At 74.0% G+C, this 11978-nt stretch carries 10 protein-coding genes; 4 read left to right on the plus strand and 6 right to left on the minus strand.

Annotated elements, in window-relative coordinates; translation table 11 throughout:
• The first annotated feature begins 153 nt into the window (after positions 1–153).
• Positions 154–1023, plus strand: coding sequence for a hypothetical protein (locus tag ACI784_RS20950; RefSeq protein WP_457014780.1), 870 nt, complete (start codon positions 154–156; stop codon positions 1021–1023).
• A 122-nt stretch (positions 1024–1145) separates the two neighbouring features.
• Here ACI784_RS20950 and ACI784_RS20955 read toward each other — a convergent pair whose 3' ends face one another.
• Genes ACI784_RS20955 through ACI784_RS20975 form a run of 5 tightly spaced genes read right to left on the minus strand, consistent with a single transcriptional unit; the run spans position 1146 to position 7020 of the window.
• Positions 1146–2237: a pyridoxal-phosphate-dependent aminotransferase family protein gene (locus ACI784_RS20955; RefSeq protein WP_457014781.1), complete on the minus strand. Its 1092-nt coding sequence runs from the start codon at positions 2235–2237 to the stop codon at positions 1146–1148.
• 32 nt (positions 2238–2269) lie between these two features.
• The gene (gene aspS / locus ACI784_RS20960) at positions 2270–4057 is read right to left on the minus strand and encodes an aspartate--tRNA ligase (protein ID WP_456924961.1); all 1788 of its coding nucleotides are present in this window, start codon (positions 4055–4057) and stop codon (positions 2270–2272) included.
• A gap of 25 nt (positions 4058–4082) precedes the next feature.
• Positions 4083–5069 carry an aldo/keto reductase gene (locus tag ACI784_RS20965; protein ID WP_456924962.1) on the minus strand — a complete coding sequence of 329 codons (987 nt, stop codon included), beginning with the start codon at positions 5067–5069 and terminating at the stop codon, positions 4083–4085.
• Positions 5066–6328: a histidine--tRNA ligase gene (hisS, locus tag ACI784_RS20970; protein WP_456924963.1), complete on the minus strand. Its 1263-nt coding sequence runs from the start codon at positions 6326–6328 to the stop codon at positions 5066–5068. Before hisS ends, ACI784_RS20965 begins: the two co-directional genes overlap by 4 nt.
• On the minus strand, positions 6325–7020 hold the full coding sequence (locus tag ACI784_RS20975; protein WP_457014782.1) for an MBL fold metallo-hydrolase: 696 nt from the start codon (positions 7018–7020) through the stop codon (positions 6325–6327). Before ACI784_RS20975 ends, hisS begins: the two co-directional genes overlap by 4 nt.
• Before the next feature lie 161 nt (positions 7021–7181).
• On the opposite strand from ACI784_RS20975, the gene ACI784_RS20980 reads away from it, so the two are divergent.
• From ACI784_RS20980 to ACI784_RS20990, 3 genes are read left to right on the plus strand one after another with little or no spacing between them, the layout of a single operon-like run.
• Positions 7182–8024 carry a peptidylprolyl isomerase gene (locus ACI784_RS20980; protein WP_456924965.1) on the plus strand — a complete coding sequence of 281 codons (843 nt, stop codon included), beginning with the start codon at positions 7182–7184 and terminating at the stop codon, positions 8022–8024.
• The gene (locus ACI784_RS20985; RefSeq protein ID WP_457014783.1) at positions 8021–8740 is read left to right on the plus strand and encodes a peptidylprolyl isomerase; all 720 of its coding nucleotides are present in this window, start codon (positions 8021–8023) and stop codon (positions 8738–8740) included. The genes ACI784_RS20980 and ACI784_RS20985 overlap by 4 nt, the downstream gene beginning before the upstream one ends.
• On the plus strand, positions 8737–9303 hold the full coding sequence (locus ACI784_RS20990; protein ID WP_456924967.1) for a DUF3105 domain-containing protein: 567 nt from the start codon (positions 8737–8739) through the stop codon (positions 9301–9303). Before ACI784_RS20985 ends, ACI784_RS20990 begins: the two co-directional genes overlap by 4 nt.
• Before the next feature lie 154 nt (positions 9304–9457).
• Here ACI784_RS20990 and ACI784_RS20995 read toward each other — a convergent pair whose 3' ends face one another.
• Positions 9458–11914 (minus strand): RelA/SpoT family protein, encoded by a 2457-nt coding sequence (locus ACI784_RS20995; protein WP_457014784.1) that lies wholly within the window; start codon positions 11912–11914, stop codon positions 9458–9460.
• Positions 11915–11978: the final 64 nt, after the last annotated feature.

Consider the following 11978-nt stretch of genomic DNA (forward strand, 5'->3'; position numbering starts at 1 on the left):
GGGCCGAGTGAGCAGTTGTGGTCGCCGACCCGCGGAGACACGCCGCACCGAGCGACCACGACTGCTCACTCGGCCGGATCCACAGCGGACCCGGCTGTCCACGGATGCCGCCGGCGCCCACGCGCAGCCGGACGACGACCCGACCGTGGCCGGGTGGCCGACCACGAACTCCCGCCGACGTACACCCGCACCCAGGCCCGCGAGGCCGGGATGACCCGCGCGCAGCTCAGGGACGACGGCGTCCGGGTCTCGCGGGGCGCGTACGTCTCCCGGTCCGTCCGGCTGTCGGTGTACACCGCATCGACCGCCGTCCTGCCCCTGCTGCCGGCGGGTACGGCCGTGTCGGACCGCACGGCGGCAGCGCTGCTCGGTGCGCCGGTGCCGGCCGACTGGCCCCTCGAGGTGGTCGTGCCCGTGGGCTCGTACCGGCCCCGCCGCCGGCGACTGCGGGTGCACGTCCGCGACCTGGCGCCCGGAGACGTCATCCGCCACCTCGGACTGCCGGTCACCGGTGGGCCGCAGACGTGGCTCGATCTCGCCGCGGTCCTGCCGCCCGACCGGCTCGTCGCGGCGGGTGACGCCCTCTACCGGGCCGGGCACCTCGACGACGGGTCGCTGCGGCAGCGGCTCGAGCGCGCGGACGGGGTCCGTGGGGTCGTGCGGGCCCGGGAGTGGGCGCCGTTCCTGTCGCCCCTCGCGATGTCGCCCCCCGAGAGCCTCGTCCGCTGCTGGTTCATCGAGGCCGGCCTCCCACACCCTCTACCTCAGGTGGAGATCGAGGATCACTTCGGCCGGGTCGTCGCCCACGCGGACCTCGGCTGGCCGGAGTGGAAGGTCGCCGTCGAGTACGAGGGCCGGCTGCACGCCGAGCCGGCACGGTTCGGCAGCGACATCGACCGGTACTCGCTCATGGCCGCCGACGGCTGGCTCGTGGTCCGGTTCGGCGCGGTCCACCTGCGGCAGCGGGACGTGGTGGTGGCACGCGCCGCCCGCGCCCTGCGCAGCCGCGGCGCCCGGTGGTGAGTGCGAATGAGCAGTTGTGGTCGCCGACCCGCGACGACCCGCCGCGGCGGGCGACCACAACTGCTCACTCGGCGGCGCGAGGAGGCCGCAGCCCGCGGACGGGCGCGGGCGAGGCGCCGACGTCAGCGGCCGAGGACCTCGCGGAGCGCGGCCAGCACCAGGGCCACCGTGTCGGGCCGGGCGTTCTGGCCCATGAGGCCGATCCGCCAGACCGATGCCGCGTAGGCGCCGACGCCGCCGCCGATCTCCAGGTCGTAGCGCTCCAGCAGCTCCTTGCGCACCGCCGCGGAGTCCACGCCCTCGGGCACGCGGACGGTGGTCAGCTCGGGCAGCCGGTACCCCTCGGCGGCGAAGAGCTCCAGGCCCATCTCCTGCAGACCCGCGTGCAGCAGCCGGCCGGCCTCGGCGTGCCGGGCGTGGACGGCATCCAGCCCCTCCTCGAGGATGCGGCCCAGGCCGGCGTGCAGCGACACGACCATGCCGGTCGGCGCGGTGTGGTGGTAGGTGCGCCCGCCGGAGCCGGCCGCCTCCCCCGCGTAGCCGCCGAGCATGCCGAGGTCGAGGTACCAGCTGCGCGGCTTCTCGATGCGCCGCTCCCAGGCGCGGTCGTTGATGGTGAACGGGGCCAGGCCCGGCGCGACGCCCAGGCACTTCTGCGAGCCGGAGTAGGCGAGGTCGACGCCCCACTCGTCCAGCTGCACGGGGATGCCGCCCAGCGACGTGACGCAGTCGGCCAGCAGCAGCGCGTCACCCTTGCCCGCGGCCAGGGGCGCCAGGTCCGAGCGCACCCCGGTGGAGGTCTCGGCGTGGACGGCGGCGATCAGCTTCGGCGACGGGTGGGCGGCCAGCACCCGGTCGACGTCGACCGGCTGCCCCCACTCGTGGTCCACCCGCACCACCTCGGCGCCGCACCGCGCGGCGACGTCGACCATCCGCTCGCCGAACAGGCCGTTGACCGCCACGACGACGACGTCGCCGGGGCCCACGGTGTTGACGAACGAGGCCTCCATGCCCGCCGACCCGGTCGCCGACAGCGGCAGGGTCCGCCGGTTCGTCGTCCCGAAGACCTGCCGCAGCCGGTCGGAGGTCTCGTCGAGGATGCCCAGGAAGACCGGGTCGAGGTGCCCCAGCAACGGCTGGGCCAGGGCGACCGTCGCCTCCGGGTACGGGTTGGAGGGGCCGGGACCGAGCAGGGTGCGGGCACGCAGCGGCATGCCCGCAACCTACCGGCGGGCCGTGACCTGCGTTACGGCCGGATGGCGACCCCGGTCGACGTCGGCCCCGGGGCACCCGGCTCGGCGGGCAGCGCCGACTCCTCCGGCACGGCGTCGATGCCGGCCTCCTTGCGCTGCGCCTCGGTGATCGGCGTCGGCGCGCCGGTGAGCGGGTCGAACCCGGCACCGGTCTTCGGGAAGGCGATCACCTCGCGGATCGAGTCGACGCCGGCCAGCAGCGCGGTCAGCCGGTCCCAGCCGAGCGCGGCCCCGGCGTGCGGCGGCGGGCCGTAGGCGAAGGCCTCGAGGAAGAAGCCGAAGCGCTCGCGGGCCTCCTCGCGGGACATGCCGAGGGTCTCGAACACCCGCTCCTGCAGCTCGGCGTCGTGGATACGCACCGACCCGCTGGCCAGCTCGTTGCCGTTGACCACCAGGTCGTAGGCGTCGGACAGCGCGTTCGCCTTGTCCTCGGCGAACCGCTCCCGCCACTCCGGCGTGGGCGAGGTGAACGGGTGGTGCATGAACGTCCACTCGCCGTCCTCGGTCTCCTCGAACATCGGGAAGTCGACGACGAACAGGAACGACCAGGAGCCCGGCTCGATGAGCTCCAGCCGGCGGGCGATCTCGTTGCGGGCCGCACCCAGCAGCTCCTGCGAGGGGCGGCGGGCGCCGGCGGCGAAGAAGACGCAGTCCCCGGGCTGCGCGCCCACGGCCGCCACGAGGCCCTCGCGCTCGGCGTCGGAGATGTTCTTGGCCACCGGGCCGCCGAGGGTGCCGTCCTCGGCGATGGTCACGTAGGCGAGCCCACGGGCACCGCGGGACTTCGCCCAGTCCTGCCAGGCGTCGAACGCCCGCCGCGGCTGCGACCCGCCACCGGGCATGACCACGGCTCCCACGTACGGCGCCTGGAAGACGCGGAACGGCGTCTGCGCGAAGTACGACGTCAACTCGGTGAGCTCGATGTCGAACCGCAGGTCGGGCTTGTCCGAGCCGAACCGGTCCATCGCCTCGCGGTAGCTCATCCGCGGGATCTCCGGCACCTCGTAGCCGGCCAGCTCCCGCCACAGCGCCCGGACGACGTCCTCGGCGACGGCCAGGACGTCGTCGCGCTCGACGAAGCTCATCTCGAAGTCCAGCTGGGTGAACTCCGGCTGCCGGTCGGCGCGGAAGTCCTCGTCCCGGAAGCAGCGGGCGATCTGGTAGTAGCGCTCCAGACCGCCGATCATCAGCAGCTGCTTGAACAGCTGCGGCGACTGCGGCAGCGCGTACCAGTTGCCCGGCTGCAGCCGCACCGGGACGACGAAGTCGCGCGCCCCCTCCGGCGTCGAGCGGGTGAGGTTGGGCGTCTCGACCTCGACGAAGCCGTGCTGCGCCATGACGCCGCGGGCGATCCGGCTGATCTCGCTGCGCAGCCGGATGGTGCGGGCCGGGCCCTGGCGCCGCAGGTCCAGGTAGCGGTACCGGTAACGGACGTCGTCGGACGCCGCCTGGTCGGTCTCGATCGGGAACGGCAGCGGCGCGGACGCCGACAGCACCCGCAGCTCGGCCGCGGCCACCTCGATCTCGCCGGTGGGCAGCTCCGGGTTCTCGTTGCCCTCCGGCCGCCGGCGCACCTCACCGGTCACCAGCACGCAGAACTCGTTGCGGAGGGCGTGCGCCTCCTCCTCGCGGACGACGACCTGCACGTAGCCGGAGGCGTCCCGCAGGTCGACGAAGACGACGCCGCCGTGGTCGCGGCGGCGGGCGACCCAGCCGGCGAGGGTGACGGTGGAACCGGCGTCGGACGCGCGCAGCGTGCCGGCGTCGTGGGTGCGGAGCACTGGAGAGCCTTTCGGGGAGTCGTCGTCACCAGCGGCCGTGGACGTGGGCGCGGATGCGCTCGTCGTAGAGCCGCTCGAGGTCGGTGAGGTCGGAGTCTGTCAGCGGGGGCAGGTCGGCCGCCTCCGCGTTGCTGCGTGCCTGCGCGACGGTGCGCGCGCCCGGGATCACCGACGTGACGCCCGGCTGCTGGACGACCCAGCGCAGGGCGACGGCGCTGGGCACCCGGTCGCCGCAGATCTCGACGAACTCGCGGGCGGCGGCGACGCCGACCTCGTAGGGCACCCCGGCGAAGGTCTCCCCCACGTCGAAGGCCTCGCCGTGCCGGTTGAAGTTCCGGTGGTCGTCGGGCGCGAACGTCGTCGACTCGGTGAACCGGCCCGACAGCAGGCCGCTGGCCAGCGGGACCCGGGCCAGGATGCCGACCTGCGCCTTGGCCGCGGCCGGCAGCAGCTCCTCCAGCGGCTTGCGCCGGAAGACGTTGAGGATCACCTGGACGGTCGCGACGCCGGGGTGCTCCAGCGCGGTCAGCCCCTCGGCGACGGTCTCCACGGACACGCCGTAGGCGGCGATCGACCCGTCGGCCACGAAGCCGTCGAGGGTGTCGTAGACCCGCTGGTCGGAGTAGACCGCGGTCGGCGGGCAGTGCAGCTGCACCAGGTCGAGGGTCTCCACGCCGAGGTTGCGCCGCGACCGGTCGACCCAGGCGCGCAGGTTCTCGGGGGTGTACGTGGCGGCCTCGAACGGGTCCGCGCGGCGGCCGGCCTTGGTGGCGACGAACGGCCGCTCCGAGCGGGCGACCAGCGCCCGGCGGATCCGCTCCTCCGAGCGCCCGTCGCCGTAGACGTCGGCGGTGTCGAGCAGCGTGACCCCCGCGTCGAGCGCGGCGTCGAGGACGTCGGCGGCGGTGTCGTCATCGACGTCCCCCCAGTCACCGCCCAGCTGCCAGGTGCCCAGGCCGACGACGCTGACGTCGGCCCCCGTCCGGCCCAGCGGCCGCTGTTCCATGCTCATCGGTCCACACTCGCACGCAGCCGCTCGAACAGCTCGGCCACCGGGACGGCGGTCTGCTCGCCGGTGCGCAGGTCCTTGAGCTGGCCCACGCCGTCGGCGAGGTCGCGCTCCCCGATGACGACCGCGTGCGAGGCGCCCGACCGGTCGGCGGCCTTCATCGCGCCCTTGAGCCCGCGGTCGCCGTAGACGGTGTCCGCGGAGACGCCCGCGCCCCGCAGCTGCCCGACCAGCCGCACCGCGAGCCGCTTGGCCTCCGCGCCGAGGGGGACGACGAACGCCTGCACCCCCGGGGCGGCGCCGATGTCCAGGCCCTCGGCCTCCACCGCGAGCAGCGTCCGGTCCACGCCGACGGCGTAGCCGATGCCCGAGACGTCGGGACCGCCGAGCGCCGCCGACAGCCCGTCGTAGCGCCCGCCGCCGCCGATCGCCGACTGCGCGCCGAGGCCGTTGTGCACGAACTCGAAGGTGGTCTTCGTGTAGTAGTCCAGCCCGCGCACCAGCTTGGGGGCCTCGGTCCAGGTGACGCCGAGGTCGGTCAGGTGCTGGCGGACGGCGTCGTAGTGCGCCCTGGTCGAGTCCGAGAGGTGGTCGACCATCAGCGGGGCGTCGTCGAGCTGCGCCTGCACCTCGGGCCGCTTGTCGTCGAGCACCCGCAGCGGGTTGATCTCCGCCCGGCGGCGGGTGTCGTCGTCCAGGTCCAGCTTGTCCAGGTAGGCCACCAGCAGCTCGCGGTACTGGGGCCGGCAGGTCGCGTCGCCCAGCGAGGTCAGCAGCAGCTCGAAGTCGGTCAGCCCGAGGTCGCGGAAGCCCTGCACGCCGAGCGCCACCACCTCGGCGTCCAGCGCCGGGTCGTCGGTGCCGAGGGCCTCCATGTCCACCTGGGTGAAGTGCCGGTAGCGGCCGGCCTGCGGGCGCTCGTAGCGGAACGCCGAGCCGACGGTCCACAGCTTCACCGGCAGCGCGCCGGTGTGCAGGCGGTGCTCGATGAACGCCCGCATGAGCCCGGCGGTCAGCTCGGGGCGCAGGGTCAGGGAGCGGCCGCCGCGGTCCTCGAAGGTGTACATCTCCTTGGTCACGACGTCGGTGGACTCACCGACCCCGCGGGAGAAGACGGCGGTCTCCTCGAACACCGGCGTCTCGACGTAGCCGTAACCGGCCCGCCGCAGCGGCGCGGTCAGCGTGTCGCGGACGGCGAGGAAGCGCGCCGACTCCGGCGGCAGGGTGTCGAACGTCCCCTTCGGCGCGGTCAGCCCGCTCACAGGCCCCGGCCCTTCGGTGCCGGCCCCACGCCTGCGGCAGGCTCGGCCAGGTACGGGTTGGTGGCCCGCTCCCGGCCGATCGTCGTCGCCGGGCCGTGGCCGGGCAGCACCACCGTCGCGTCGTCCAGGGGCAGGACGACGTCGCGCAGGGAGCCCAGCATCGCCTCCCACGACCCGCCGGGCAGGTCGACCCGGCCCACCGAGCCGGCGAACAGGACGTCGCCGGCCAGCAGGCCCGGGGCCTCGCCCAGGTCCAGGGAGAACACCACCGAGCCCCGGGTGTGGCCCGGCGCGTGGCGGACGGTCAGCTCCACCCCGGCCAGGGACAGGACCGCGCCGTCGTCCAGGGGCAGCACGTCGGCGGGGTCGGGCAGCCGGACGCCGCTGATCAGCGGGGCCAGCTGCGGCCCGTGCCAGGCGATCGGGTCGGCGAGCATCCCGCTGTCCTCGGGGTGCAGGTAGGCCGGGATGTCGTAGCCGTCGCAGACCGGCAGCACGGAGAAGGTGTGGTCGAGGTGGCCGTGGGTGAGGACGACGGCGACCGGCTTGAGGCCGTCGTCGGCCAGCATGCGGGCCAGCGGCTCGACGGCGTCCATGCCGGGGTCGACCACCACGCACTCCTGCCGGGGCCCGGAGGCGACCGCGTAGCAGTTGGTGCCGAACGCGCCGGCCGGGAACGAGCGGATGAGCACCCGTGCAGGTTACGCGGGGCCCGCGCGGCGCTCCGTCGCTTCCCGGTGCCAGGGATCGCCCAGGAACGCCGCCTAGACTCGCGGATCGACCAGCGGTGCGTGGGCGCGCGCGGCCGAGCCCCCGCGCCCCGCCGCAGCACCCGTTCCGAGGAGTCCGACCCGTGCCGAGCAACAAGCAGCGGCGGCAGGCCGCCCAGCGGCGGCTGCAGCGCCAACTCGAGCGTCGCGCCGAGCTGGCCCGCAGGCGCCGCCGCAACCTGCTGATCGGGGTGACCACGGTCGCCGTGCTGCTGGTGCTCGGCGCCATCTGGCTGATCACCGGGATCAGCGGCGACGACAGCGACGACGCCGCCGCCGACCCGACGACGGCCGCCCCCACCAGCAGCGCCGCGGCCGCCACGACGAACCCCGACGGCACCGTGAGCTGCACCTACGCCCCGGACGACTCGGGCAACACCAACCTCGTCGACGTCGGCACCCCGCCCACCCCTGAAGCCACCCCGACCCAGGGCACCGGCACCCTCATGATGACCACCTCGCAGGGCGACCTCACCCTCACCCTGGACCGCGCCAAGGCCCCGTGCGCCGCGGCCAGCTTCAGCTACCTGGCGCAGCAGAAGTTCTTCGACGGCAGCCCGTGCCACCGCATGGTCAACGGCGACGCGTTCGGGGTCCTGCAGTGCGGTGACCCGTCCGGCACCGGCCAGGGCGGCCCGACCTACCGGTTCGCCGAGGAGGTCACGCCGGAGACGACCTACCCCCGCGGCACGATCGCCATGGCCAACAGCGGCACCCCCGGCTCGACCGGCAGCCAGTTCTTCCTCGTGTTCACCGACTCGCAGCTGTCCCCCGACTACACCGTCGTGGGCACCGTCGACGAGGCCGGCCTCGCCGTCCTCGACCAGATCGCGGCCGCGGGCAACGACGGCTCGATGGAGCCCAGCCCCGGCGGCGGCGCCCCGAACGTCCCGGTGACCATCGAGTCGATGACCGTGGTCGCGTGACCGCTCGGCTGCGCGCCGCAGGCGCCCTGGCCTGTGCGCTGGTGGCACTGGCCGGCTGCTCCGGCGACGACTCCGGCGGGGCGTCGTCGGGCGGCTTCGGCTCCGGTGGCGGCTCGGGCGGGTCGGCGTCCGCCTCCGGGACGACGACCTGCGACTGGGGCGCCGGCTCCACGGCCAACCCCTACCTGATCGAGGTCGACACCCCGCCGGAGGAGGTCCCCGCCGAGGGCACCACCGACCTGGTCGTCACCACCAACCTGGGCGAGCTGCGGCTCACCCTCGACCAGTCGGCGACGCCGTGCGCGGCGGCCAGCCTGGCGCACCTCGCGCAGACCGGGTTCTTCGACGACTCCCCCTGCCACCGGGAGGTCGACAGCCCCGGCCTGAAGGTGCTCCAGTGCGGCGACCCGACCGGAACCGGCGCGGGCGGCCCCACCTACACCTCCCCCACCGAGGTCACGGGAGAGGAGACCTACCCGCGCGGCACCGTCGCGATGGCCAACAGCGGGCAGGGCGTCGACGGCAGCCAGTTCTTCCTCGTGTGGGGCGACAGCCAACTCTCCCCCAACTACACCGTCGTCGGCACCGTGGACGACGCCGGCCTGGCGGTGCTCGACGTCGTGGCGGCCAACGGCAACGACGGCTCGATGGACCCCAGTCCGGGCGGCGGCGCCCCCCGCGTGCCGGTCACCATCGAGTCGGTCAGCGTGGCGTGAACCGCGTCCGCGGGCCGGTCGCCGTCCTGACCTCGGCGCTGGTCGCCGGGTGCACCGGCACCGTTCCGGGCTCCGGGTCCCCGGCGCCGGAGCCGGTCACGCTCGACGACACCCGGGTGGCCGCCTACTCCGCGGGCCAGCCGCACCTCACCGGCCCGGTCGACTACGCGGAGGACCCACCGGTCGGCGGCCCGCACGCGGCCGCCTGGGCCGACTGCACCGGCAGCGTCTACGCCGCCGCCGTCCCTCCGGAGAACGCCGTGCACGCCCTCGAGCACGGCGCGGTGTGGATCACCTACGACCCGGCGGTGGCCGGCGCCGACGACGTCTCGACCCTCACCGCGCTGGTGCGGGGCACGTACGGGCTGATGCTGTCCCCCTACCCGGGCCTGGGGACGACGGTGTCGCTGCAGGCCTGGAACCACGCCCTGCGCCTGGACGACGTCGACGACCCGCGCCTGGCGGAGTTCGCCGCCCTGCTCGCGGGCAACCCGGAGACCACGCCGGAGCCCGGGGCGCCGTGCGAGAACCCCGCCTTCCTCGCGGAGTCCGGCACCGCCTGACCTCCCGCTGCCCGCCCTCCGCGGGGACCCGCCGCGTGGCGGACGTGTCCTCCAGGGAGCTCGTGCTCTGCCCACCACGATGGGCAGAGCACGAGCTTCCGCAGGGGGGGGTGTCCCCGGTCGGCCCCCGGCGCTCCCGCCGACGTCCGCCCTGTCAGGCAGTGACGCGCTCGACGTCGAAGACGCCGTCGACGTTGCGCACCGTCTGCAGCACCGCGCCCAGGTGCGCCGGGTCGGCCAGCTCGAAGGTGAACCGGCTGACCGCCACCCGGTCGCGGCTGGTCTGCACCGACGCCGACAGGATGTTGACCCGCTCGTCGGCCAGCGCCTTGGTCACGTCGGAGAGCAGCCGGTGCCGGTCGAGTGCCTCGACCTGGATGGCGACGAGGAACACCGAGCCGGGCTGGCTGGCCCACTCGACCTCGACCAGACGTTCAGGCTTGCGCTTGAGGTCCTCGGCGTTGGTGCAGTCGGTGCGGTGCACGCTCACGCCGCCGCCGCGGGTGACGAAGCCCAGGACGTCGTCCCCCGGGACCGGGGTGCAGCACTTGGCCAGCTTCGCCCAGACGTCGCTCATGCCGTGGACGACGATGCCCGGGTCCCCGCCGGCCGGACGCCGGTGCGCCGGACGGCGCATCGGGATGGTCGTCTCGGCGATGTCCTCGACGGCGCCCTCGGTCCCGCCCAGGGCGGCGATCAGCTTCTCCACGATGGAGGAGGCGGAGATCTGGTTCTCCCCCACCGCCGCGTACAGCGCGGTGACGTCGGCGTAGCGGAGGTCCTTGGCCAGGGTGGACAGCGCGTCCCCGCCCATCAGCCGCTGCAGCGGGAGCCCGGCCTTGCGCATCGCCCGGGTCAGCGCGTCCTTGCCCGCCTCGACGGCGTCCTCGCGGCGCTCCTTGGTGAACCACTGCCGGATCTTGGTGCGCGCGCGGGAGGAGCCGACGAAGGACAGCCAGTCCTTCGACGGACCTGCCGTCGGCGACTTGGACGTGAAGATCTCCACGACGTCGCCGTTGGTCAGCTTGCTGTCCAACGACACCAGCGCGCCGTTGACGCGGGCGCCGATGCAGCGGTGCCCCACCTCGGTGTGCACCGCGTAGGCGAAGTCGACCGGGGTGGAGTCGCCGGGCAGGCTCACCACGTCGCCCTTGGGCGTGAAGACGAAGACCTCCTGCGGACCGAGGTCGTAGCGCAGCGTCTCCAGGAACTCGCCGGGCTCCTGCGCCTCTCGCTGCCAGTCCAGCAACTGGCGCAGCCACAGCATGTCGTCCGGCGACCCGGCCTTGCTGGCGCCGAACTCGCCCGGCACCGGCCGGCCGCCGGCCTTCGCCTTCTCCTTGTACTTCCAGTGCGCGGCGATGCCGTACTCGGCGGTGCGGTGCATGTCGTGGGTGCGGATCTGCAGCTCCACCGGCTTGCCCTGCGGGCCGATCACCGTCGTGTGCAGCGACTGGTACATGTTGAACTTCGGCATCGCGATGAAGTCCTTGAACCGGCCGGGCACCGGCTGCCAGTGCGCGTGCATGATGCCCAGCGCCGCGTAGCAGTCGCGCACCGAGTCGACCAGGATCCGGATGCCGACGAGGTCCCAGATGTCGGCGAAGTCGCGGCCGCGGACGATCATCTTCTGGTAGATCGAGTAGTAGTGCTTGGGCCGGCCGGTGACGACCGCCTCGATCTTCGCGGCCTTGAGCTGCTCGGTCACCGCGGAGGTGACCTCGGCCAGGTAGGTGTCGCGCGAGGGCGCGCGCTCGGCGACCAGCCGCACGATCTCGTCGTAGCGCTTCGGGTACAGCGTCGCGAACGCGAGGTCCTCGAGCTCCCACTTGATCGTGTTCATGCCCAGCCGGTGGGCCAGCGGCGCGAGGATCTCCAGGGTCTCGCGCGCCTTCTTCTCCTGCTTCTCCGGCGGGAGGAAGCGCAGCGTGCGCATGTTGTGCAGCCGGTCGGCCAGCTTGATGACCAGCACCCGTGGATCGCGGGCCATCGCGACGATCATCTTGCGGATCGTCTCGGCCTGGGCGGCGTCGCCCAGCTTCACCCGGTCGATCTTGGTGACGCCGTCGACCAGGTGGGCGACCTCGGGGCCGAAGGCCTCGGTGATCGACTCCAGGGTCTGGCCGGTGTCCTCCACCGTGTCGTGCAGCAGCGCCGCGACCAGGGTGGTGGTGTCCATGCCCAGCCCGGCGAGCACCGTGGCGACCGCCAGCGGGTGGGTGATGTACGGGTCGCCGCTCTTGCGCTTCTGCGACGCGTGCGCACTCTCGGCGACGTCGTAGGCGCGCTGGAGCAGGGCGAGGTCGGCCTTCGGGTGGCTCTGGCGGTGCAGCGCGGCCAGCGGCTCCAGCACGGGCCGGACGAGGCCGCTGCGCTGCCCGGCCACGATCCGGCGGGCCAGCCGGTCGCGGACCCGCCGCTTCGGTACACCCGCCGGCTCGTTCTCACCCGGCGGCTCGGACCCCACGTCGTCGGGACGGCGGACCGCGGGGCGGCTGGGCAGCGGCGGGCGCTGGCCCGTGCCCGGCGGCGACTCGCTGCCCGTGCCCGCGGGGAGCGCCGGGGCGTCAGCCCGCGGAGCAGCCACGTTGGTGGCGGCGTCGGGGCCCATGGCGACTCCTGCAGGCCGTAGGGAGGAACGACCCTCACCATGCTAGTCGGACGGCGTGTCGCTG

The sequence above is a fragment of the Geodermatophilus sp. SYSU D01186 genome, from assembly GCF_054050215.1.

What these genes read in the sequence shown, in the direction of transcription:
- ACI784_RS20955 (WP_457014781.1), bottom strand. Translation starts at nt 2,237, where the DNA reads ATGCCGCTGCGTGCCCGCACCCTGCTCGGTCCCGGCCCCTCCAACCCG.
- ACI784_RS20965 (WP_456924962.1), bottom strand. Translation starts at nt 5,069, where the DNA reads ATGAGCATGGAACAGCGGCCGCTGGGCCGGACGGGGGCCGACGTCAGC.
- ACI784_RS20995 (WP_457014784.1), bottom strand. Translation starts at nt 11,914, where the DNA reads ATGGGCCCCGACGCCGCCACCAACGTGGCTGCTCCGCGGGCTGACGCC.